The following is a 22,806-nucleotide window of genomic DNA, read 5'->3' on the forward strand; positions in this document are numbered from 1 at the left end:
TGATGGGACACTTGTCCCGTCACTGTAGCACCGTGATGGGATAAAGGTCCCGTCACTATGATGGGGGCATGGCTCGATGGGAACCCGGCGCGCGCGACCGGCTGGTGGTGGCGGCGGTCGAGCTGTTCACCGAGCAGGGGTACGACGCCACCACCGTCGCGCAGATCGCCGAGCGGGCGGGGGTCACCAAGAGCACGTTCTTCCGGCACTTCCCGGACAAGCGCGAGCTGCTGGTCGCCGGGCAGGAGACGCTGAGCCGCCTGCTGGCCGAGGGGATCGCCGGGGCGCCGGCGACGGCCACGCCGATCGAGGCGGTCGCGGCCGGGCTCGAGCGGGCCTCGAGCGCGATGGGGCCGATGAACCGTGACCTCGGCCCGCGGCTGAAGGCGGCCGTCGCGGCCAGCGCCGAGCTGCAGGAGCGGGATGCCCTCAAGAGCGTCGGCATGGCGGCCGCGATGACCCGGGCGCTGCTCGACCGGGGCGTGCCCGAGGTGACCGCGGCGCTGGCGGCCGAGCTCGGGCTGCTCGCCTTCAAGCGGGGTTACGCGGCGTGGACCGAGACCGACGAGGATGACCTGGCGAAGTTTGCGCTGGCCGCCCTCGAGGAGCTGCGGGCTGCCGGCGCCACGCTGAGATGAACACACTCCACAAGCGCCGGCGCCCCGGAGCGGGAGCCGGTCCGGCCGGCTGAGGCACACTCACGGCGCGGTGGTCAGGTGCGGCAGGTGTACGACGGTCATGACCAGGTCCGCCGGGCTGCCGGTCGGCGCGTAGAGGCGCAGGCCGCCGCCGGTGCTGTTCCGGGCCGTCAGCCGGTGCAGCACGGCCACCCCGGCGCTGGCCAGGCACGTCACGCCGGTCAGGTCGACGGTCAGCTCCCGGGTGCCGGCGGCGCTCGCCTTCTGCAGCCCGGCGTCCAACTCCGGCGCGGTGCGCGCGTCGATCGGACCGTCGATCCGCAGCCGGGGAGTCGGCGCCGAGGGATCATCGATGATCAGAAATGGGTCGGCGGCGGGACGCCGGCGCGGCGACGGGCAGCCGGCGAGGTCCGGGCCGGTGAGCAGCCGGGCGGGGCGGGTCAGCTGATGGCGTACGGTCGCGACGGTGCCGGTGCCGTCATGCTCGATGCCGAGCGAGTCGACCAGATTACTGACCATCGTGAGGCCGATGCCGCGTTCCGGCGAGCGCCGCGGTACGCGCCAGCAGCCCCCGTCGCGAACTGTGGCGTGAAGTTGACCGCTGGGGGAGAGGGTCGCGGTGACGGCCAGCGTGCTCGGCTCCGCCTGCTCGGCGTACGCATGCTGGATCGCGTTGGTGATCAGCTCGTTGACGCTGTGCTGCACAGCGGCGAAGTCACGGTCGGACACGGCCAGGCGGCTCAGCCACCCGCCGAGAGCCTCCCGGATGTCCTGCAGCGCCTCGAGGGTGGCGGGCGTCCGCATCGCGAAACCGGGCGGCGCGGCGACGCGTTGCGCGGCCAGCAGCGTGATGTCGTCGGAGTACCCGGTCACCCTGGAGAGCAGTTCTACGGTCTGCACGCACACGCGTTCGGTGACGGTCGGCTCGTCGCCGTACAGGGCGCGGTCGGCGGCGATGTCCGTGGCCGCCTGGAGAAGCTCGACGCTGCTCTGCTCGAAGGTGCGGCCGGGACGTTCCAGGATCCCGTCCGTGTAGAGCACGAACAGGTCGCCGTCGGCCAGCCGGCCGGCGCCGCAGACGAAGTCGGCATCGGCTGAGCCCGGCGTCCGGACACCGAGTGGGCCGGCGCCGGTGAGGGGCAGGTAGCGCGCCTCGCCGGTACGGGGCACCACGAGTGGTGGGGGATGCCCGGCGGTGCAGTACGCGAACTCCCCGGTGGCCGGATCGAGCAGCGCGAGGCACACGGTGGCCGCTCTGGCGCCGCGGATGTGCGGGGCCATCCGGTCGACGGCCGCCAGGGCAGTGCGAAGGTCGCCGGTGGTGGCGAGGCGCTCGTTGAGCAGCACGCGGAGCTGGCCCATGGCCGCGGAGGCGCCGACGCCGTGACCGACCACGTCACCGATGGCCAGGGCGACCCGTCCGCCGGTCAGCGGCACCGCGTCGAACCAGTCGCCCCCGGCGGCGTTGTCGGCGTCGGCGAGCAGGTAGCTCGCGGCGATCTGGGCCCGGGGCAGCAGGGGTAGCCCGGCCGGCAGCAGCTCCCGTTGCAGGGTGTCGATGACGTGGCGGGCCTCGGCGTACCGGCGCTCGGCGTCGGCGGCTCGCTGCTGGGCCTCCTGCCGCCGCCGCACCTGGGCGGTGACGTCGACGATGTCGCACACGACACCGATCACCCGGCCGTCGGCGGAGCGGCGCGGATTGACGTTGAAGTCGACGAAGGTCTCCACCTGCCGCCCCAGGTCCGGCCGGTCCATCCGGACCCGGAACTCGCGCAGCGCGGCGGGCTCGCCGGTCTCGTACACCCGCTCGAAGATCTCCAGGACCTGCTGGCCGGCCACGTCGGGGAAGGCCTCCCGCAGCGGGACACCAACCACCGCGGGCCGTCCGACATACGCCCGGTACGCGCCCGTGGCGGCCACGATTCGCAGGTCCGGGCCTTCGAACGCGATCACCATGAGCGGCATCTCGTCGAACACCCGCCGCACGACCCCGGCGTCGCCCACCGTACGGGAGAGCATGTCGTCACTGGGCAGATCCCGCATCTCCGGCCGTCCCTCCGCCGCGAACTCCGTATGCCATTCAACTCGCCTTGAGCCTTGAGCCTTGCGGGGCATACACGAAAGGGTTGACGGCCCGCGGGAAGGCGTAGCGTGAAGGCCCCGGGCAATTCCCGCATCCTCGGCGGTGATCATGGACGGCTCGCTGTTTCCCCTGCCGCTGTCAGGCACAGACACCTCGGTCGCGCCCGGCCCGCAGCCTGACACGGTGGCGATGTCCGGAGTGTTCGACGTGACCGCTCACGAGCCGCTGCGAGCGACGCTGGCCGCGGAGCTGACCCATGCGGGCGCTCGAGGTTGCGGCGAGTTGGTGGTGGACCTGGGGGCGGTCACGTTCCTCGACGCGGGCACGGTGGGAGTGCTGCTGGAGGCCTGGCAGACCGCTGCGGACGCGGGCATGCGACTGAGGGCCACCGCCGCCGAGGGCGCCGCGCGGCAGGTCATCGAGGCTTGCACGGCCTGGGACCGGCTCGTCGGGGACGGGACCGCTGACCTCGCCCGCGACGGCGACGGCGACGGTGCGGGCGGGGCATCGGGATGGAGCGTCGAGACCGTCGACCGGCCGGGCCGCCCGGCGGCCGCGCCGCAGCGAACCGCCGGCGAGGGCCGCGGCCGGAACCAGGCCCGGATGCACCGGATCGAGGCCCGGAGGCAGCAGCGGACCATCGACGGCGAGCTACGGGAGACGCGCCGCGCCATGGTCGCCGCCCTGGCCACCCGGCTGGAGAACGACCCGCTGGCCATCACCCGCAAGGAGTTCCTCGCGGTCGCAGACCTGCCCGCGGTGCTCGACGCGATCATCATGGTCGCCACCGTGGTCGGCGGCGCGGATGCCTGCGCCTTGAAGACCTTCGACGACCGCACCGCCGCGCCGCGTATCACCCGCGGCGCCTCCCTCCCCATGACGCCGGTCACGCACGAGGCCCGCCCGGGCCCCTTCCAGTCCCACCAGCTGTACGACGAGAACGGGCGGATCCTGGGCGTGCTGTCGATGTACTACCGCGAGGCCAAGCCGGGCCGCGGGGACGGACTCGTCGCGTGGGGAGCCGCTCGGGCGCTCCGCCACGTCCGGGGCCGCTGACACGGGCCCGTCAGGCGTAGCTGAGGCTCAGCCGCGCGAGCGCGGCAGGCAGCACTTCTTGTACTTCAGGCCGGAACCGCACCAGCACGAGCCGTTACGCTCGGGCGGCCACGGGATCTGCGCGGCGCCGGTCGCCAGCCGGGCCGCGTAGCCGGCCCGGGACTTGGCGCCGGCCGGGTCGCCGTCGGCGCCGGCGAAGCCGGTCAGGCCGGCAACCGTGCCGGGCAGCACGGTCAGGCCGGTGCGCCCGGCGCCGGTCAGCCGGACCAGCTCCCGCTCGAGCCGGGCGCGGTGCTCGTCCCAGGTGTCGCCGTAGTCGGCGGACAGCGCGGGCCACCGGGCGAGCAGCTTGCCGAACTCGGCCTCCGGCCAGAACAGCAGATCGGCCGCGGGCGGGGGAGCGGCGTTGGCCAGCCTGGTCTCCAGGCGCTCGGCCAGGTTGTCGTGGGTGTCGTGCTGCCGGCCGAGCGCGTGGCGCAGCCGGTGCCGCTGCTGGAGCAGGAAGAACAGCAGCCCGGCGTCCTCCGCGGTGGCCGGGTCGGCGCCGCCGCGCTCGGCCAGCGTCTCCTGCACGGCGTCGGTCAGCCACTGTTCGGCGACCCGGTTCCGGCCGCCGGCGGCCAGGGGGGCGCTGACGTACGCGGCCGCGTCCGGGTGCCGGGTGAGCAGCGGGCGCAGGGGCTCGAGCTCGGCCATCGCATCGTCCTCGCGGCCGGCCCGGAACAGGATGCGGGCCCGCAGCGCGTGGGCGGCGCCGGCCTGGCTGTCGTCGCGTTTGGCGTAGGCGTCGACGGCCCGGTCGGCGTACCGCAGGGCGGCATCGAGCTTGTTCCGGCTCTCGGCGATCTCGGCGGCGAGCGCGAGCGCGTAGCCGGCGTCCTCCGGATCGGTCAGGTGCCCGGCCTCGGCGGCCTCGGCCAGCTCGGCCGCGACGCCGAGCGGGTCGGCCGCGCCCAGGGCGGAACGGCGGATGTCGGCAAGGTCGGCGCTGGTCAGATCAGTCTTCAACGACACGTCGCCAACCTACTGCGGTCGGCGCGCGCGAGGGTGTTGATCTGCGTCTCATCCCTTACCCGAGGGTGACGCCGCGACTACCCCGCAGGTGCGCACTGGAGTGCGGCCGCGGCGATGACCAGAGTGCCAAGGATGCCGACCACGAACGAGGCCCCGCCCATGGAGCTGATGCTGCGCAATCTCCCGGCCCGGCATCGGGAGGTCATCGTCGCGACCTATTTCGGCCGGCGGACCACCCGCGAGGCCGCGCACCTGCTCGGCCTGGAACTGGGCGAGGTCTAGGCGCGGCTGTACGAGGCGATGCGCGGGCTCTCCGGCATGGTGGCGACCGGCGCCGAGCGATAGCGTGGCCCGGTGCGGCGGCTCCTGATCATCGTGCTGGCCGGTACGGTCGCGACGGCCTGCTCCGGCCCGGCTCCGCATCCGCCGGCTCCGCCGACTCCGACGGCAACGAGCGCAGCGGGAAAGAGCGCGTCGGGAGAAGGTGCGGCGGGCGAAAGCGCGGCGGCGACGAGCCCGGAAGGGGCGAGCGCGTCGGGAGCGGACGCGGGGGCGGAACGGCCCATCGGCAATGCCACGCCGGCGCCCGACTGGTTGGGTAAGCGGCTGCTTCCGGCCGGACCCGGTGGCGTCGCGGCGGCCCAGGAGACGCCACCCGAGCTGCGCCACCGGTCGATCATCACGACCGACTACCTGCCGCCCCCGGCCGACGGCGGCTTCCACGCGACGATCCGTCCCGTACCGGCAAGCGTCCTTGCTCGTTCCTCGTGGACCAGCGCGTGCCCGGTGAAGAGCACGGATCTGCGATATGTGACGGTCGGCTTCCGGGGCTTCGACGGCCGCGCACACACCGGCGAGATGATCGTCCACCGGCGCGCCGCGGACGGGCTGGTCAAGGTGTTCGGCACGCTGTTCGCCCAGGGCTATCCGATCGAGGGTATGCGGATCGCCAGCGCGGCCGGCCTCACCGCGCCGCCGACCGGCGACGGCAACGGCACCGACGCGTACGCCTGCCGGCCGGTCCGTGGTCGCCAGGCCTGGTCGCAGCACGCCTACGGGCTGGCCGTCGACGTGAACCCGTTCCAGAACCCGTATCACCGCGGCAAGGTCGTGCTGCCCGAGCTGGCCACCTCCTACCTCGACCGCGCGGACGTGCGCCCGGGCATGATCGAGCCGGGCGGCCCGGTGGTGAAGGCGTTCGCCGCGATCGGCTGGAAGTGGGGCGGCGACTACCACTCGCTCAAGGACTACATGCATTTCTCGGCGAACGGCGGCTGAGCGTCCTACCCGGAGCGGCCGGACGCGATCGCGGCCGCGTGGGCCCGGTCCCGGGCGCCGATCTTCGCGAAGATCGAGTTGATGTAGCTCTTCACGGTGGCGACGCTCAGGAACAGGTCGGCGGCGATCCGGGCGTTGTTGTGGCCGAGCGTGATGGCCTCCAGCACGTCGGCCTCGCGGGCGGTCAGCGCCGGGAACCGCTCGCGCAGCCCGGGCCGGGGCGCCGCCTCGGTGAAGCCCCGCACCAGCCGGTCGGCGATCTCCTTGGCGAACGTGGCCTGGCCGGAGGCGACCGAACGGACGGCGGCGGCCAGCTCGGCCCGGCCCGCGTCCTTGGTCAGATAGCCGCGCGCCCCGGCCCGCAGCGCCCCGGCCAGCGACTCGTCGTCGGCGTAGGTGGTCAGCACCAGCACCGCGGTCTCCGGCGCCGACGCCGTGATCCGGGCGGTCGCCCCGGCACCGTCGAGGCGGGGCATGCGCAGATCCATCAGCACGACGTCGGGGCGCAGCTCCAGGGTCAGGCGCACCGCCTCCTCGCCGTCGGCGGCCGCACCGGCGACCTCGACCCCGTCGGTCAGCTCCAGCAGGGTGACCAGGCCGTCCCGTACGGTCGCCTGATCGTCCGCGACCAGGACGCGGATCATGCCGCTCGCTCCCCGGGCAGCCGGAGCACCACCTCGAACGGCGGCCCCTCCCGCACGCTCATCGTGCCACCGGCCCCGGTGATCCGCTCCCGCATCCCGGCCAGACCGTGGCCGCCGCCGGGCGAGGAGCCGGGCGGACGGGAGCCGGCCGGGGTGGCGGCGGTGATCGTCAGCATGTCGTCGTCCCAGTCCAGATCGAGCGTGGCCGGCGCGCCCGGCGCGTGCCGCCGGGCGTTGGTCAGCAGTTCCTGCACGGCCCGGCGGACGGCCACGCGGCCCGCGGCGTCCAGCCTGCCCCGGTCGGCGTCGCCGCGCACGGCCACCTGGGCGCCGAGCGCCCGGTGGGTCTCGGCCAGCGCGGCGACCACCTCCGAGAGCGGCTCGTCCGGCTCGCGCAGGGCACTGACCGCCTGCTTGGCCTCGTGCAGCCCGGAGACGGCGAGCTTGCGGGCGGACCGCACCCGGTCGCGGGCGTCGGCGGCGCGGCCGGACTCGAGCAGCGCGTCCACCGCCTCCAGCTGGATGACCAGGCCCCCGAGCGAGTGGGCCAGCACGTCGTGCAGGTCGCGGGCGATGCGGGACCGCTCGGTCAGGGCCGCGACCTGGGCCCGTTCCTGCTCGACGGCGAGGCGCTCCTCGAGCAGGGCGTGGGCCTGGGCCTGGGAGATCCGGTACTGCCGGCGGCTGAGGCCACCGAGAGCCACGATGAGCAGCAGGGACGCCTCGCTGATCAGGACGCCGCGGTCGGCCGGTGCGGCCAGCGCGCCGGCGCCGATCAACAGCGCCGACCCGGCGATGGCGGCGCCGGCCACGCGGATCGGGATGGCCGGCGTGCCGGTGAGTACCAGGATCCCGACCACGGCCGGGATGAGGCTCACGACGTGGGTCGCCGCCCCGGCGAACGAGCCGAACGCGATCGCTCCCAGGTAGAGGGCGGCTCGTACCCGTACGTGCCGCTCGGGAAGAAGCGTGGCGACCACCCAGAGTGACCAGGCCGCCCAGGCCGCCACCAGCATCATCGCCGGCGCGTCGCGCAGGGCCCGCTGCGTCAGGTCGATCGCCACGAAGACGATGCCGACCAGGTTGAGCGCCACGGTCCACGCGCGCCGCGCCGGAGTGAGGAACACGGATCTATCTTCCGGCCATCGCGAGGGAACGGCGGGGCTGGCGCGCCGAGACGACGAACGCGCTGGCGGCCCGGTTGAGCGCGAGCACCAGCAGGATCGAGCCGGCGGAGAGGGCGAGGTCGGAGCCCATGCGGTGACCGGCGACGTCGAGCGCGATGCGGACCGCGATGAGGCCGGCCCAGATGGCGATGCCGAACGGGCCGGTGCGGCTCTCGGTCAGGCGGGGGTCGGCCGGCGAGGGCCGGAACCGGGCGATGCGGCCCATCAGGGCGCCGGAGACCAGCGCGAAGGCCGCGGAGAGGCCGAGGATCACGACGTCGACCGGGTGCAGGGCGCCGGTCTGCCGGCTCAGCGCGACCACGCCCAGCACGCCGAGGATCAGCGGGAGCTTCCACATCCGGGCCGGATCGACCGGGCGCCAGGTGAGCTGCCGGGAGCAGAGGTACGCGACGACGAGCGTAGCGATGAGCAGGTTGAACGCGTTTGCCGAGGTCATGCGCCCAGGATCGGGCCGGCGGGTGCGCGCGGGTACCACCCACGGGTGGTAATGCGGGTGGGGCATGATTTGTTCATGAGCGACTGGAACACCCAAGTCATCGACGAGTTCCGCGCCAACGAGGGCCGGGTGGGCGGCCCGTTCGAGGGAGCGCCGATGGTGCTGATCCGCCACCGCGGCCGCCGGACCGGGCGGGACCTGGTCAGCCCGATGATGTATCTGCCCGATGAGAGCGACGAGGACGTGATCTACGTCTTCGCCTCCAAGGGCGGTGCCCCCGACAACCCGGACTGGTACTACAACCTCACCACCGCGGGCGGCGGCGAGGTCGAGCGCGGCACCGAGACCTATCCGGTCAAGGTCGACGAGGTCACCGGGGACGAGCGCGACCGGCTCTACGACGAGCAGGCCCGCCGCTATCCCGGTTTCGCCGAGTACGCCCGGAAGACGGCGGGGATCCGGACCATTCCGGTGCTGCGGCTCACCCGGGCCAGTTAGCGCCGTCGGGAGCAGATGCGGTGCAGCGGACCCCGAAGTGCGAATGATCAGACCGCGCTGCCGATGGTCCCGGCGTGACCGCCGCCGACCTGCTCCCGCCGGACCCCCTGCTGCACCTGCTGCGGCGGGCGACGTACGGCCCGACGCCCGCCGCTGTCGCCGAGATCCGTAAGCTCGGCGCGGCGGCCTGGCTCGACGCCCAGCTCAACCCCGCCTCGATCACCGACACCGTCGCCGACTCGCTGGTCGCCCGGTTCCCCTGGTGCCGGGCGACGATCCCGGCAATCCGGGCCGGGGTCACCGCCAAGACGCTGAAGATGTACGACTGGTCGCCGATGTGGCAGCTCAGCTTCGTCACCCCGGTCCGCGCGATCTGGAGCAGGCGCCAGCTGTTCGAGGTGATGGCCGAGTTCTGGTCGAACCACCTCAACGTCACCTGCCCGACCGGCGACGTCTGGGACAGCCGCACCGACTACGACGCGGCCGTCATCCGCAAGTACGCGCTCGGCAGCTTCGCCGACCTGCTCAAGGCCTCGGCCCGCCACCCGGCGATGCTCACCTACCTCGACAACCGGTGGTCGACCAAGGCGCTGCCCAACGAGAACTACGGCCGTGAGCTGCTCGAACTGCACACGGTCGGGCTGACCTACACCGAGTCGGACGTCAAGAACGCCGCCCGCCTGCTCACCGGCCTGACCGTCGACGCCACCACCGGCCAGTACCGGTACGACCCGGCCCAGCACGCGGTCGGCGCGGTGACCGTCCTCGGCTTCAGCCACGCCAACGCCAGCACGACCGGCGGCGAGCAGGCCGCCCTCGCGCTGCTCGACTACCTCGCCCTGCACCCGGCCACCGCCCGCCGGATCGTCACCAAGCTCTGCGTCCGGTTCGTCGCCGACGACCCGCCGGCCACCCTGGTCACCAGCCTGGTCAAGGTCTACCTGGACAACCGGTCCGCGATCGCGCCGGTGCTGCGTGCGCTGTTCACCTCGGCCGAGTTCGCCGCGTCGATCGGGGCCAAGACCCGCACGCCGTACGAGGACATCGTCGCCACCCTGCGCACGCTCGACTACGGTCCCGAGCCGTCCGGCACCAAGGCCGCCGAGTCGCTCTACTGGATCTGCGCGAACGCGGGCCAGGCGCCGCTGGCCTGGGCCCCGCCCAACGGCTACCCCGACGTCGCCCCGGCCTGGGCCTCGCCGTCGGGTCAGCTGGTGCGCTGGAACGCCCACCTCAACGTCGGCGCCGGCTACTGGCCGACCACCCTGGTGCGGCCGGCGTCGCTGGTCGCGGGCTTCGCCGGGACGACCACCCCGGCCACGTACGGCGCGCTGATCGACGCCGTCTCCACCCGGCTACTCCAGACCACGCTGCCAGGCCCCCAGCGGGACGCGCTGGCCGGCTTCTTCGGCAAGACCCCGGCGAGCCCGGTCAAGGCCAAGGACCCGGCCGTCGACTGGATGTTCCCGTACCTGATGGCGATGCTGCTCAACTCCCCGACGTTCGCACTCCGATAAGGACCCTTTCTGTGACCGACATCCTGTGCCGGCGCCGGACCCTGCTCGCCGGCGCCGCCGCCGGCCTGGCCGCCACCATGCTCGACACCCGGTTCGCCTTCGCCGCCGACCCGACCGGCAGCCGGGACGTCTTCGTCCTGCTCTCGCTGCGCGGCGGCTTCGACGGGCTGTCGGCGATCGTGCCCGCGGCCGACTCCAGCTACTACACGCTGCGCCCGACCATCGGGGTGCCGCAGCGGCAGCTGCTGGCCGGCGACGGCTTCTTCGGCCTGCACCCCGCCCTCGCGCCGCTGCTGCCGTACTGGCAGAACGGCACGTTCGGCGCCGTGCACGCGGCCGGCCAGCCGACCCCCAACCGCTCGCACTTCGCCGCGATGGAGGAGCTCGAACGGGCCGCGCCCGGCACCGCCATCCGCACCGGCTGGCTCGACCGGGTGCTCGGCGGCTTCGGCTCGCCCGGCGGCTTCGGCGGCGTCTCGATCGGCAGCCCGCGGCCGGCCCGCGTGCTGGCCGGCGCCGCACCGCACCTCGGCGTGAGCTCGATCGACGGCTTCAAGCTCGACGGCGACGTGGACGGCCGCCCGCTGGCCGCCACGATGGCCGCGATGTACCAGGGCGCGCCCGACGCGCTCGCCACCACCACCGGCCAGATGCTCGGCGCGCTCGGCGCGGTCAAGAAGCTGCAGGCCGCCGGCTACACGCCGGCCGTCACCTACCCGGCCACCGACCTCGGCAACGCGCTCAAGGACGTGGCCCGCCTGGTCAAGGCCGGCGTCGGCCTGCGCACCGCGACGCTTGACTGCGGCGACTGGGACATGCACGAGGACCTCGGCGCCGCCGTGGCCGGCAAGCGCTACTACGACAAGCTCAACGCGCTCGCGTCGGCGCTGGCCGCCTTCGCCGCCGACCTCGGCCCCGACGGCCTGCGCCGGGTCACCCTGGTCACGATCAGCGAGTTCGGCCGCCGGGCCGCCCAGAACGGCTCGGCCGGTCTCGACCACGGCTACGGCAACGCGATGCTGCTGCTCGGCGGCAACGTCAAGGGCGGCAAGGTGTACGGCCGCTGGCCCGGCCTCGCCCCGGCGCAGCTGATCGACGGCGACCTCGCCGTGACCACCGACTACCGCTCGGTGATCGCCGAGATCCTGCGCGTGCGCTGCGGCCTGGCCGACAGCTCGTCGGTCTTCCCGGGCGTGGCGACCAGCTCCCTCGGCCTCGTCGCGGCGTAGCCCTTCGTCGAGGCCGGGCATAACCGTGGCCCCTTCGGTGTTCGACGTGGCGATCGTATGATTGACGTGTCAATTACAGGAGGCAGCCATGAGTGACCTCGTGCTCGGTCTCGACACCTTCGGCGACGTGCCGGTCGACGACGCCGGCGTCCCGATCTCGCAGGCCGCCGCGATCCGGCAGGTCGTGGACGAGGCGGTGCTCGCCGACCAGCTCGGCGTCGACGTGATCGCCCTCGGCGAGCACCACCGCCCGGAATACTCGATCTCCACCCCGGAGACCGTGCTGGCCGGCATCGCGACCCGCACCGGCCGGATCCGGCTCGCCTCCGGCGTCACCGTGCTCAGCTCGGACGACCCGGTCCGCGTCTTCCAGCGCTTCGCCACCGTCGACGCCCTGTCGAACGGCCGGGCCGAGGTCATCCTCGGGCGCGGCTCGTTCACCGAGTCGTTCCCGCTGTTCGGCTACGACCTGAGCGACTACGACGCGCTGTTCGAGGAGAAGCTCGACCTCTTCGTGAAGCTGCTCGACGAGAAGCCGGTCACCTGGACCGGCACCATGCGGGCCGCGCTCGAGAACGCCGACGTGTTCCCCAAGACCGAGAACGGCCTGCGCACCTGGGTCGGCGTCGGCGGCTCACCGCAGTCGGTGGTCCGCACCGCCCGCCACGGCCTGCCCCTGATGCTCGCGATCATCGGCGGCGACCCGGCCCGCTTCGCGCCCTACGTCGACCTCTACCGGCGGGCCGCCGACCAGCTCGGCACGGTCGCGCATCCGGTCGGCATGCACTCGCCCGGCTTCGTCGCGGACACCGACGAGGAGGCCCGGGAGCTGTTCTACCCGGCGTACAAGGTGATCCGGGACCGCATCGGCGCCCTGCGCGGCTGGCCGCCGCTGCGCCGCTCGGAGTTCGACGCCGAGGTGGCGCACGGCTCGCTCTACATCGGCTCGCCCGAGACGGTGGCCCGTAAGATCGCCGGGGCCGTGCGGACGCTGGGCGTGGGCCGCTTCGACCTCATCTACACCGCCGGCGCCCAGCCGGTCAGCGCCCGCACCCGCGCCGTCGAGCTGTTCGGCGCCAAGGTGGCGCCCATGGTCCGCGACATCCTGGGGGGCTGAGGCGTGACCACGATCGGCATTCTCGGCGCCGGCAAGGTCGGCACCGTGCTGGCCCGGCTCGCGGTGGCGGCCGGCTACCGCGTGCTGGTGGCCGGCTCCGGCGAGCCCGCGAAGATCTCGCTGATCGTCGAGATCCTCGCGCCCGGCGCCACCGCCGTGACCGCGGCCGAGGCGGCCCGGGGGGCTGACATCGCGGTGCTGGCCCTGCCGCTGGGCAGGTACCGCAGCGTCCCGGTAAACGAGCTGCGCGGCAAGCTCGTCGTCGACGCGATGAACTACTGGTGGGAGGTCGACGGCGTCCGCGACGACCTCACCGACCCGCGTACGACCTCCAGCGAGATCGTGCAGGAGTTCCTGCCCGGGTCCCGGGTCGTGAAGGCCTTCAACCACATGGGCTACCACGACCTGGAGGAGGGCGCCCGCCCGGCCGGGACGGCCGGGCGGCGGGCCATCGCCGTCGCCGGTGACGACCCGGACGACGTGGCCGCGGTCTCGGCGTTCGTCGACGCGCTGGGCTTCGACCCGGTCGTGGCCGGGCCGCTGGCCGAAGGCGTACGCATGCAGCCCGGCACCGAGCTGTTCGGCGCCAACACCGACGCCGCCGAGGTGCGCGCGATGCTCGGCCGCTTCCCGGCCACCGAGATCCGCGGCGCCTGACCTACTTGTTCGGCAGCCAGATCACGACCGCCCGCTTCCCCTGGATCTCGATCTGGAAGCCGTTCGGATTGTCCCGGCGGAAGCGGGTGCCGTACGCCGCGACGGGGTCGCCCTTGGGCTGGTTGATCGGCACGTCCTTGAAGGTGCCCGGCACGCCGTAACGGGTCAGCAGCGCCTTCACCACGCCCTCGTCGCCGGTGTAGTAGACCGGCGGCGTCGCGTTCGGGGCCCGCTCGGCGAAGAGCAGGTCACCGATCGCGACCCGGTCGGCGCCGCCGACCGCCTCGCCGATCGGGTGCGGCGGGTCGGTGGCGAAGGTGCGGTCCCTGCCCGGCGTGAACTTGTTGGTGCCGACCTGCTCCATCTCGCGCAGAGCGGCCACGTACTGCGGGTCGGCCCGGTCCACCCGCATGCCGGTGCCCCGGGACATGCCCGGCACCGGCGGCGTCTCGGCGATCGTCACCCCGGACACGAAGTTGCCGGTCTTGCGCATCAGATCCTCGAGCTCGGCCGCGGTCGGCGCGCCCTGCGGCCCGGTGAAGGTCACGCCGAACCGGCCGGCCAGCGCGTTGATGCGGGCGCGGTCGGTGTTGGACAGGTTCGTCGCCGGCGGTCCCGGCGACCAGGCCCGCCGCCCGGAGCGCAGGTGCTGCAGCGGGATGAGCATGTTGGCGTCGAGCACGGTCGCGCCCGAGGGCATCGCCGCCGTGGTCGCCAGCTCGGCGGCGGCCTGGCCCTGCAGGCCCATGGCCATCTGCAGCAGGTTGTCCGGCCGGTCCTCGGTCCGTACGACCTGCAGGAAGCCCTCGTCGCCCAGGTTCTCGTGCAATCGCCGCACGCCCAGCGGCGGAACCAGGCGGGCCAGGTCGTTCAGCCGGCCCGGCGGCGCCTGCCGGACGCCGTGCGACAGCTCCCACACCAGTCCCGCCGACAGCCCCGCGTCCGGGTGGGCCAGCACGGCCAGCGTCGCCGGCGGCAGCGACAGCAGCTCGCGGGCGTGCGCCGGCAGCGGATGGGTCGCCGCCCAGGCGAGGTGGGCCGGCGAGTGCGCGGCCAGCGAGCCGACCGCGGCCGCGTCCATGCCGGCGGTCAGGTGGGTCAGCGCCTTGGCGTTCACCCGCGCGGCGAGCTCGGCCAGCTTGTCCGCGCCCAGGTGCCTGGCCAGCTCCGCGACCCGGGCCGGCTTCATCTCGGCGACCAGTCCGGGCAGGTCGGCGCCGGTGCGCCCGAACTGGGTCTCCAGCTCCGTGCGCGTCGCCGGGCCGGCCACCGCGTCCAGCTCGGTGTGCCACGTGGCGCCCAGCGCCGTACGGCCGCCGGTGGTGCCGCCGCCCGTGCCGCGGTAGAGCTTGTCGGCGTCCTCCATCAGCTCCCGGTACTCCGGGCTGTCGGCCGCGATCGCGACCTTCCGCGAGCCGGCCTCCGCCTCGTACTGCTGGATGTCGCCGAAGCTGCGGGTCTTGCGCTCGCCGCTGGGCCGGGTGTACTCGATCTCGATCCGGCCGTCGGGATGGGCCGTGTACGAGGTGATCGTGCGCCCGCCGCCGGGCAGCGCCGCCTCGACGAACTCGGTGACCGGCTGCCCCGACTTGCGGGCGGCACTGAGCGCACCCTCCACGTCCTTGGCCGCCGGGTTACGCATGGCCAGGGCGTTGCCCGGGGTGCCGTGGAAGTGCACGACCGCCTGCCAGGGGCCGCCGCCCTCGGGCGGGTCCACCGCGGTGGCGCGGCCGACCATCACGACGTACTCGCCCTGCGGGTTGCGGAACACGCCGACCTCGGCCGCGCCCGGCCGCTGCAGCGTCGCCTCGTACGCCTGGTAGGCCTTCTGCGGGCTGTCGTAGACGCCGACCAGTCCCGGCTCCAGCGGCGGCCCGGTGCGCGGCCCGGCCTGCGCCCGCATGCCGGCCTGCTTCATCTCGGCGACCCACGCGTCGTGGGTGGCGTCCAGCGTGGCCTTGGTGTTCGCGTCCGGGGCGGCGACGTTCGCGCCCGAGAAGTCGCCGAGCCGCAGCACCCGGCCGCGCGCGATGGTGGCCAGGTCGCTCTTGCCGCTCATCACCAGCATCGTCCCGGACATCACCAGGTGCGTGACGAGCCGGCGCAGGGCGAGGTCGCTGCCGCTCGAGTCGGCCTCGGCCTTGGCCTTGTCGTACTGGTCCAGGATGTCCTTGGTGGTGACCGCGAACGACGCCGCCTGGCCGAAGAGGCCGACGCCGACGAGCTGCCGGTAGACGTACCCGTCGAGCCGCTGGGCCAGCGCGGAGGTGACGCCGGTCTTCGCCGCGGTGGCGACGATGTGGCCGCTGACCGCCGAGCCGGCCTGGGCCAGGCCGGTGATGATGTCGAGCACGCCGACGGTCACGTCGACCGAGGTGAGCACGCCGGCGTCGGCCTTCTCGGACAGCTCCATGCCGGTGCCGACGATGTTCGCGGCCGACGAGGCGACGATCAGCAGCGTGCCCGGGATGCTGGTGCCGCCGCTGGCCACCGCCATCGCGATCAGGCCGAGGGTGAGGCCGATCCGCTTGACCCAGGCCGACCACGGCTCGGGCGCGGTTGTCGTCATCAGCCGGATCGAGCCGTCCGGCAGCTCCCAGTAGAGGCGGCCCTTCGGGAAGCGCAGCGCCGTGTTCAGCTTCTCGAACAACGCCGGCGGCGGGTTGCCGGCGTCGCCGCCGCCGGCCTCGGTGACCTTGGCCTTCTGCGGCGTGGTCAGGTCGCTCAGGTGCCAGGTGCCGTCGGTGTCCCGGTAGACGTAGAAGAGCAGGTCGATCGCGACCGCCTCGGCCGGGGCGAGGCCGGCGTCGGCGGCGGTGAGGTTGTCCAGCGGGAAGAACGTGGCCCGGACCTTCTTGCCGGCCGGGTGGTCGAGCACCAGGCTGTCCAGCTCGCGGGCCGCGGCCCCGGCGTACTGCAGCTGGCGGGCCTGCTCGGCGCCGGCCTGGCCGCCGAACAGCCGCAGCCGGCTCGCCACGTACTCGTCCATCGCGCCGACGACGCCGTGGTAGTCGGTGAGCGCCGCCCGCCACTCGGTGGTCGTGGCCGCCGCCGTGAGCCGCTTGAGGATCTCGTCGTGCTTGTCCGCGGTCAGGTACGGGTTGGTGACGTAGCTGTAGTCCAGGGACTGGCTGGGCAGATCGTCCGGGATGTGCACGGTCTCCTGCTTGTCCAGCCCCTGCACCTGGGCGCGGGCCCGGCCGAGGAAGGTCCGCACCGGCGGTACCGCCGCCGACGCGTCGACCTGCCCGCGCGCCCCGAGCCGGCCGCTGACCTCGATCATCGCCCGGTCGGCGGCCTGCCACGCGGCGAGGAAGTCCTTGGGCAGCAGCGCGGCGGTGGCGTTGGCCCGGATCCGGGTCGCGGCGCCCTCCATCGCGATCAGGTCGTCCTGCCAGTCCTTGTTCTGCCCGCGCACGTTGCCCTGGAACTGGCGGCGGCTGGCCGCGTCCCACATGTCGTGCTCGAAGATCGGCCGGGTGCCCGGGTAGTACCAGAAGTAGTGGCCGGCCGGGTCGTCGAACGGGTGCGGCATGGTCGCGTCGAGCAGGGCGAAATCGACCAGGTAGCCGGTGAAGCCGCCGGCGGGGGAGGGCACGACCACGCCCGAGCCGAGGCCGGAGCTGCTGGACTTGCCGGTGATCTGGTGCTGTACGAGCCGGGCGCAGCCCTCCTCGGTAGCGTCGTCGGCGATCGCCTGCAGCACCCGGACCGGCGTGGTGCCGCCGTCGCTGCCGTAGAACCGGCCGATCAGGTCGCCGGTGCGGAACTCGGGCCGCTGGTCGGTGACGGTGTAGCCGACCGTGCCCTTGAACTCGGCCGACCGCAGCTCGATCGCCTTCTGGATCTGCTCCTTGGCGCCCCCGGCCTCGTCCAGCAGCCACTGCAGCGCGGTCTTCTCGGTCTCGGTCTGGCCGAGCGTGTACCAGTGCGGCTGGCTCAGCGTCCGGTTCTTCAGCGCCCGCAGGTACGCGTCGAAGTAGCTGCCGCCGCTCGTGGTGGTGACGTCGGAGCGCTGCGACCAGCGCAGGGTCAGCTCGGCCAGCGGCCCGCCCGACACCGAGCGCTCGCTGAGCAGGGCGATCGTGCGCTCGACGTCGGTCTTGAGTGCGGTGTCGAGGGCCCAGCGCAGGGACTCCAGCGCGGCCGGGAGCAGCGAGGCGGGCGTACGCGCCCGGGCGCCCTGCGCGATGATCCCGTCCACGCTCGCGCCGTCCGGGGTCGGCACGAAGGCGACGTCCCCGGTGCGGTCGGGCGAGCCGTAGAGAGTGTTCGCCAGCGACTCGCGTGACGCCGAGCCCGGGAACAGGAACACCTCCGGCTCTCGGGCCTCGATCTTGTAGCCGACCGTGACGGCCTCACCCGAGCGGTACGCCACCGACGGGTCCTGCCGGGTGTGCGCCAGCTCGTGGGCGAGCAGCCGGTGACCGTCCGGCGTGTCGGGCCGGTAGGCGCCGGCCGCGAAGTAGATGTCGCCGCCCCGGGTGACCGCGTCGGCGCCGAGGTCGCTCAGGTCGGCGCCGGTGTGCACCCGCACGCCGCCGAGCAGCGGGGCGAGCGGCGCGCCGCTCGCGGCGAACCGGGCGGCCGCCCGCTCGGCCGGGTCGTCCGGCCCGCTCACGCCCGTGAGCAGCCGGGAGACCGCTCGGTTGCCGGCCGCCAGCAGCGCGGGCCCCGGCGGGCCGTGTGCCGCGCGCGGCGAAGGCGGTGCTGCCTCCGGCGCCACGGCCTCGTGCTCGGGGCCCTCCCGCTCGCCCAGCATCAGCCCAGTGTGGACTGCCCGCGCACGTACGGGTCCGTGCTGTCTCATGCCCGACTGACCCGCTCCCCGAACGCGGTGACGGCCTCGACGACGTGGCTGTAGCGCAGGGAGAAGACCAGGTCGCGGACCACCACCTTCAGCCGGCCGTGTGCAAGGCCTTCGCGGTGGCCGCGTCGGCCGGCAGGAACGCCTCCAGCTTCAGCTCGGCCAGCGTGATGTCGGTCGCGGTGGCGAACGTGGTCACGGTCGTGATCAGGCGCAACGGGCCGCGCGGCGAGTCGAGGTGCAGCGGCACCGCGAACCCGAGCGCACCGGCGGTCGGCGCCGGCTCGGGCACGTAGCCGGACAGCTCGTCGCGGAGCGGGTCGTCGCCGGGCAGGCGGGCCAGGATGTGCCGGGCCCATTCGGCCAGGTTGCGGATGCGGGGCGCGATCCCGGCCGGGTGCAGGGCCAGCCGGTAGACGTTGCGGCCGGGCCCGACCAGCTCGGCCGCCGCGCCCAGGCTGATCAGGCCGAACGCGTCGTTCGCCGCGATCAGGGCGCCGGTGCGGTCGACGACGATGGCCGGATACGGCTGATGGCCGGCCAGGATGTGCCCGATCGCGGTGCGGACCGGGGCCAGGGCCGCGTCGTCCAGCGGCGTCTCGGGGTAGGCGGCCGCGTACCCGGCCGCCAGCAGCAGCTCGTTGCGCTCGCGCAGCGGCAGCTCCAGCGACTCGGCCAAGCGCACCACCAGGCCTCGTCCCGGATGGGACCGGCCGGACTCGAGGAAGCTCAGGTGCCGCTGCGTGGTGCCGGCCCGCGACGCCAGCTCGAGCTGGCTGACCCGCCGGTCGGTACGCCGATTCCGCAGCGCGCGCGGGAAGTCCATCCGCCCGTTCTATCCGCCGCCGGGCGTCGCGGCCATTCCCCGGCAGGAATTGCCGCCCGCCCGTGCCGCCTCCCGGCCATTCCCCGGCGGGAATTGCCGCCCGCCCGTGCCGCCTCCCGGCCATTCCCCGGCGGGAATTGCCGGCATCACGGGCTTCCGCTCAGCATCGTCGGCGTGGACTTCGGTGTACTGCTTCCGACCGGCGCCGCCCAATGGGACGCCGGCGACGACCCGCGCGACCTGCTCGACCTCGGCCGCGAGGCGGAGAGCCTCGGCTTCGTCTCGCTGTTCGTCAACGACTCCCTGATCAGCCCGCGCATCGAGGCGCTGACCATGCTCGCCGCCCTCGCCCCGGCCACCGCGACCGTCACCCTGGGCACCGGCGCGTTGCTGCCGTTCCTGCGCCGTCCCCTCCCACTGGCGCAGTCGCTGGCGTCGATCGATCTGCTCTCCGGCGGGCGGCTGGCGGTGGCGGTCGGCGCCGGCTTTCCCGGACGCTTCGGGCGGCCGCTGTACGCGTTGTCGGAGGTGCCGTGGGCGCGCCGGTTCGCCCGGCTCGACGAGACCGTCGCGCTGTGGCGGGCGTTGTGGGCCGGCGGGCGGAGCTTCGACGGCGAGTTCTTCCGGTACGCGGAGATCCCGCCCGCCACGCCACCGTTCCGGGCCGGGGGACCGCCGGTCTGGCTCGGCGGTGCGACGCCCGCCGCGCTGGACCGGGCCGGCCGTCTCTACGACGGGTGGCTGCCCTATCCGCCGGCTCCCGCCGACTACGCCGCCGGGCTGGCGCGGGTGCACGAGGCGGCAACGGGCGCCGGCCGGGACGGCGACGCGATCACCGCGGCGCTGTTCGTGACGGTGCTGATCGGCGACGACGCCGGGGACGCGCGCCGGGCGATGGACCGGTACGCGCTCGCCACGTACGGGATGCCGCTGGAGGATCTGGAAAAGATCCAGGCGGTGGTCACCGGCCCGGCCGATGATGTGCGCGCCGCGCTGGGCCGGTACGTCGAGGCGGGCGCGCGGCACCTCGTGGTCCGGCTCGGCGCGCTCGGGCTGGCCGCCCAGCGCGACCAGCTGCGCCGGGTCGCCCGCCTCCTCTCCGGCCGACTCTGAGCCCGCGCGGCCCAGGCGACCGCGCGGCCGGGGTGACCGCGCGGCCGGGGTGACCGCGCGGCCGGGGTGACCGCGCGGCCGGGGTGACCGCGCGGCCGGGGTGACCGCGCGGCCGGGGTGACCGCTGCCGCTGCTCAGCCGCGGTCGAGGACCTCGGCGTCGACGGCCGGCATGCTCGACCAGTCCGAGGACGCCACGCTCGCGTGCTTGCCGGCTACCAGCGCCACCCGGGCCTGGGCGGCCGCGACGTCGCCGGCGGCCACGGCCGGCGGGATGTTCTGCACGTCGGTCATCACCAGCAGGTAATGGTTGGTGTCGTACCACGACGTGTCGATGCCGCCGGTGACGTAGGCGCTCGCGTCGCCGTCGAAGGCCACGAACCACGGCCGCAGGGTGGCGTCGCTGTAGCGGGCGCGCGGGTCGCCGCTCTGCGCGTTGTGCACGGCCGGGAAGATCTGCGCCTTCGCGAGCGTGCCCGCGGCGGCCAGGCCCTTGAGGTACTGGGCGTATTCCCGGTCGGTCCAGAGGGTGTCGGTCGGGTTGCCCTCCTCGACCGTGCCCGGGATGACCTCGATGATCACCTTGCCGGCCAGCTGGGCCCGGGTCGGCCACGCGTCGGCCCTGGCCGCCGCGTCCAGTGACGCGTACCCGCCGAGCAGGTCGGCCGGCTTGAACACCGCCGAGCCGAGGTGGCTCGCGATGGCCGCGTCGAGCTGAGCCGGACCCTGTTTGGTGCGGCTGCTGAAGCCGGTCTTGAGCTCGAGCTTGAGGATCAGCGGGCCGCTGCCGGGGTGCGCGCCCAGCCACAGCCGGATGTCGTCCAGGCAGTATTCGAGGTTCTTGTTGGCGCCGCCCGAGTAGAGCTGCGACGCGGTGGTGGCGGCGACGCAGTTGTTGGCGTTGCCGAGCGGGTTGGAGTGGCTGACCTTCCATTCGCGGGTGACGACGTCCGGCCAGACGTCGAGCTCGATCAGCCCCGGGTGCAGGTCGAGTGCCTGGGCCAGGTAGGCGAAGGTCGCCGGGTCGTAGGTGTTGTGGATGCCGACGGTCGTCGTCTGCGAGACCTTGCTCGCCGAGCCCGCCGCCGATGCCGGGGTCGCCGCCGCCAGCGTCACCGCCGCGGCCGCGAGCACGATCAGGGATTTGCGCACCAGGACCTCCTGTCGGCCGGCCGGCGCCACACCGGTCGGACGACCGTAATACAAATCGACGGACATGAACATGTACGGAACGGGCCGCGGCCGTCTGCTGACAGCAGATCGGCTTGGTGTGTCGGCCCCGGGCGGCCAAAGGTGGAGGTCAAGCGCTCGAAGAGGAGAAGGACATGCAACTGACCAACGGGGCCTCCCCGTGGACCGCCGGGTCCATCGACGACCAGGTGGCCGCCCGGCTGCTGCACCAGCGCATCATCGTCCTCGGCACCGAGGTCGACGACGTCATCGCCAACCGGCTCTGCGGCCAGCTCCTGCTGCTCTCGGCCGAGGACCCGCGCGGCACGATCAGCCTCTACATCAACTCGCCGGGCGGCTCGGTCAGCGCCGGCCTGGCCATCTACGACACCATGCGGCTGATCCCCAACGACGTGAGCACGCTCGCGCTCGGGCTGGCCGGCAGCATGGGCCAGTTCCTGCTCACCGCGGGCACGCCGGGCAAGCGGTTCAGCCTGCCGCACGCGCAGATCCTGATGCACCAGGGCTCGGCCGGCTTCGGCGGGACGGCGGCCGACGTCGAGATCTACGCCGACCAGCTCGACAAGGTCGGTCAGACCCTGCTGCGACTGACCGCCGAGCACACCGGCCAGCCCTACGAGACGGTCGAGCGGGACAGCCGGCGGGACCGCTGGTTCACCTCCGACGAGGCCCTCGCGTACGGGCTGATCGATCATGTCCTGGACAGCGTCGACGACGTGCGCCCGTCGATGGCCCGCCAGCCGATGGGATTGTCGGCATGAGCCAGTACACGATCCCGACCGTGGTCGAGAAGACGCCGAACGGGGAGCGCGCCTTCGACATCTACAGCCGCCTGCTCTCGGACCGGATCATCTTCCTCGGCACCGAGATCGACGACGGCGTGGCCAACGTGGTGATCGCCCAGCTGATCCACCTCGAGTCCTCCGGCGAGCAGGAGATCGGCCTCTACATCAACTCGCCCGGCGGCTCGTTCAGCGCGTTGACCGCGATCTACGACACCATGCATTTCGTACGCTGCGACATCGCCACGATCTGCGTAGGCCAGGCCTCCTCGGCGGCCGCCGCCCTGCTGGCCGCCGGAACTCCCGGCAAGCGCTCGGTGCTGCGGCACGCCAAGGTCACCCTGCACCAGCCGTCGAGCCAGGCCCGCGGCACGCTGCCCGACCTGGCCGTGGAGGCCAAGGAGGTGGCAAAGGTGCGGGCCGAGATGGACCAGATCCTCGCCGACCACACCGGCCACTCGACCGCCAAGATCCGGGCCGACACCGACCGCAGCATGACCCTGACCGCCGCCGAGGCCGTCGCCTACGGCCTCGCCGACCGCGTGATCACCCGCCGCGAGCAGCGCGCCTACCGCCTGGACGCCGCCGCGTGAGCACCGCGCCGCTCGCCGCCGTCCCGCTCGCTGCCGGCCCGCTCGCTGCCGGCCCGCTCGCTGCCGGCCCGCTCGCTGCCGGCCCGCTCGCCGCCGCCCGGGTCGCAGCCGGCCCGTTAGCCGCTGTCCGAGCGTCACTCC

General features: G+C 73.6%; 20 protein-coding genes. 12 read left to right on the plus strand and 8 right to left on the minus strand.

The annotated features are described in order from the left end of the window. Positions 1-68: 68 nt before the first annotated feature. On the plus strand, positions 69-638 hold the full coding sequence (locus ACQP2F_RS18120; RefSeq protein ID WP_433305456.1) for a TetR/AcrR family transcriptional regulator: 570 nt from the start codon (positions 69-71) through the stop codon (positions 636-638). Between the two features lie 60 nt (positions 639-698). Here the strand turns inward: ACQP2F_RS18120 and ACQP2F_RS18125 are convergent, their stop codons facing one another. Next, positions 699-2,681: a SpoIIE family protein phosphatase gene (locus tag ACQP2F_RS18125; protein WP_433305458.1), complete on the minus strand. Its 1,983-nt coding sequence runs from the start codon at positions 2,679-2,681 to the stop codon at positions 699-701. A gap of 229 nt (positions 2,682-2,910) precedes the next feature. Between ACQP2F_RS18125 and ACQP2F_RS18130 the strand changes: the two genes are divergently transcribed. Then, a complete protein-coding gene (locus ACQP2F_RS18130) occupies positions 2,911-3,777 on the plus strand; it encodes an STAS domain-containing protein (RefSeq protein WP_433307553.1) in 867 nt (288 codons plus the stop codon). 27 nt (positions 3,778-3,804) lie between these two features. On the opposite strand, the gene ACQP2F_RS18135 is transcribed toward ACQP2F_RS18130, so the two are convergent. After that, complete coding sequence (locus ACQP2F_RS18135) at positions 3,805-4,791, minus strand: SEC-C domain-containing protein (protein ID WP_433305459.1); 987 nt, start codon at positions 4,789-4,791, stop codon at positions 3,805-3,807. 132 nt (positions 4,792-4,923) lie between these two features. On the opposite strand from ACQP2F_RS18135, the gene ACQP2F_RS18140 reads away from it, so the two are divergent. Further along, positions 4,924-5,073: a sigma factor-like helix-turn-helix DNA-binding protein gene (locus tag ACQP2F_RS18140; protein ID WP_433305461.1), complete on the plus strand. Its 150-nt coding sequence runs from the start codon at positions 4,924-4,926 to the stop codon at positions 5,071-5,073. A gap of 72 nt (positions 5,074-5,145) precedes the next feature. Next, positions 5,146-6,069, plus strand: coding sequence for a M15 family metallopeptidase (locus ACQP2F_RS18145; protein ID WP_433305463.1), 924 nt, complete (start codon positions 5,146-5,148; stop codon positions 6,067-6,069). Positions 6,070-6,074: 5 nt separating this feature from the next. Here the strand turns inward: ACQP2F_RS18145 and ACQP2F_RS18150 are convergent, their stop codons facing one another. The 3 genes from ACQP2F_RS18150 to ACQP2F_RS18160 are packed head-to-tail and all read right to left on the minus strand — an operon-like array spanning position 6,075 to position 8,336. Continuing rightward, positions 6,075-6,713, minus strand: a complete 639-nt coding sequence (locus ACQP2F_RS18150) for a response regulator transcription factor (RefSeq protein ID WP_433305465.1) — start codon at positions 6,711-6,713, stop codon at positions 6,075-6,077. Continuing rightward, positions 6,710-7,840, minus strand: coding sequence for a sensor histidine kinase (locus ACQP2F_RS18155; RefSeq protein ID WP_433305467.1), 1,131 nt, complete (start codon positions 7,838-7,840; stop codon positions 6,710-6,712). Before ACQP2F_RS18155 ends, ACQP2F_RS18150 begins: the two co-directional genes overlap by 4 nt. A 4-nt stretch (positions 7,841-7,844) precedes the next feature. Then, positions 7,845-8,336 carry a hypothetical protein gene (locus ACQP2F_RS18160; protein WP_433305468.1) on the minus strand — a complete coding sequence of 164 codons (492 nt, stop codon included), beginning with the start codon at positions 8,334-8,336 and terminating at the stop codon, positions 7,845-7,847. Positions 8,337-8,411: 75 nt separating this feature from the next. Here ACQP2F_RS18160 and ACQP2F_RS18165 point away from each other — a divergent pair, with 75 nt between their 5' ends. The 5 genes from ACQP2F_RS18165 (at position 8,412) to ACQP2F_RS18185 (ending at position 13,354) form a co-directional block, all read left to right on the plus strand. Continuing rightward, positions 8,412-8,834, plus strand: a complete 423-nt coding sequence (locus ACQP2F_RS18165; protein WP_433305470.1) for a nitroreductase family deazaflavin-dependent oxidoreductase — start codon at positions 8,412-8,414, stop codon at positions 8,832-8,834. 74 nt (positions 8,835-8,908) lie between these two features. Then, on the plus strand, positions 8,909-10,351 hold the full coding sequence (locus tag ACQP2F_RS18170) for a DUF1800 domain-containing protein (protein ID WP_433305472.1): 1,443 nt from the start codon (positions 8,909-8,911) through the stop codon (positions 10,349-10,351). Positions 10,352-10,362: 11 nt separating this feature from the next. Beyond that, entirely contained in the window at positions 10,363-11,580 is a 1,218-nt protein-coding gene (locus ACQP2F_RS18175) for a DUF1501 domain-containing protein (RefSeq protein WP_433305474.1), read from the plus strand. 88 nt (positions 11,581-11,668) lie between these two features. After that, positions 11,669-12,697, plus strand: a complete 1,029-nt coding sequence (locus ACQP2F_RS18180) for an LLM class flavin-dependent oxidoreductase (RefSeq protein WP_433305475.1) — start codon at positions 11,669-11,671, stop codon at positions 12,695-12,697. A 3-nt stretch (positions 12,698-12,700) separates the two neighbouring features. Further along, positions 12,701-13,354 (plus strand): NADPH-dependent F420 reductase, encoded by a 654-nt coding sequence (locus tag ACQP2F_RS18185; RefSeq protein WP_433305477.1) that lies wholly within the window; start codon positions 12,701-12,703, stop codon positions 13,352-13,354. A 1-nt stretch (position 13,355) separates the two neighbouring features. Here ACQP2F_RS18185 and ACQP2F_RS18190 read toward each other — a convergent pair whose 3' ends face one another. Beyond that, positions 13,356-18,116, minus strand: coding sequence for an eCIS core domain-containing protein (locus tag ACQP2F_RS18190; protein WP_433305479.1), 4,761 nt, complete (start codon positions 18,114-18,116; stop codon positions 13,356-13,358). 136 nt (positions 18,117-18,252) lie between these two features. Further along, entirely contained in the window at positions 18,253-18,987 is a 735-nt protein-coding gene (locus tag ACQP2F_RS18195; protein WP_433305481.1) for a helix-turn-helix domain-containing protein, read from the minus strand. A 174-nt stretch (positions 18,988-19,161) separates the two neighbouring features. Between ACQP2F_RS18195 and ACQP2F_RS18200 the strand changes: the two genes are divergently transcribed. After that, entirely contained in the window at positions 19,162-20,100 is a 939-nt protein-coding gene (locus tag ACQP2F_RS18200; protein WP_433305483.1) for an LLM class flavin-dependent oxidoreductase, read from the plus strand. A 134-nt stretch (positions 20,101-20,234) separates the two neighbouring features. Here the strand turns inward: ACQP2F_RS18200 and ACQP2F_RS18205 are convergent, their stop codons facing one another. Continuing rightward, positions 20,235-21,251, minus strand: coding sequence for a phosphatidylinositol-specific phospholipase C domain-containing protein (locus ACQP2F_RS18205; protein WP_433305484.1), 1,017 nt, complete (start codon positions 21,249-21,251; stop codon positions 20,235-20,237). A gap of 173 nt (positions 21,252-21,424) precedes the next feature. On the opposite strand from ACQP2F_RS18205, the gene ACQP2F_RS18210 reads away from it, so the two are divergent. Together ACQP2F_RS18210 and ACQP2F_RS18215 are read left to right on the plus strand one after the other, a co-directional pair. Then, entirely contained in the window at positions 21,425-22,051 is a 627-nt protein-coding gene (locus ACQP2F_RS18210; RefSeq protein WP_433305486.1) for a ClpP family protease, read from the plus strand. Continuing rightward, positions 22,048-22,665: a ClpP family protease gene (locus ACQP2F_RS18215; protein WP_433305488.1), complete on the plus strand. Its 618-nt coding sequence runs from the start codon at positions 22,048-22,050 to the stop codon at positions 22,663-22,665. Before ACQP2F_RS18210 ends, ACQP2F_RS18215 begins: the two co-directional genes overlap by 4 nt. Positions 22,666-22,806 lie beyond the last annotated feature (141 nt).

The organism is Actinoplanes sp. CA-030573 (assembly GCF_050951115.1).
Taxonomy (GTDB): domain Bacteria; phylum Actinomycetota; class Actinomycetes; order Mycobacteriales; family Micromonosporaceae; genus Actinoplanes.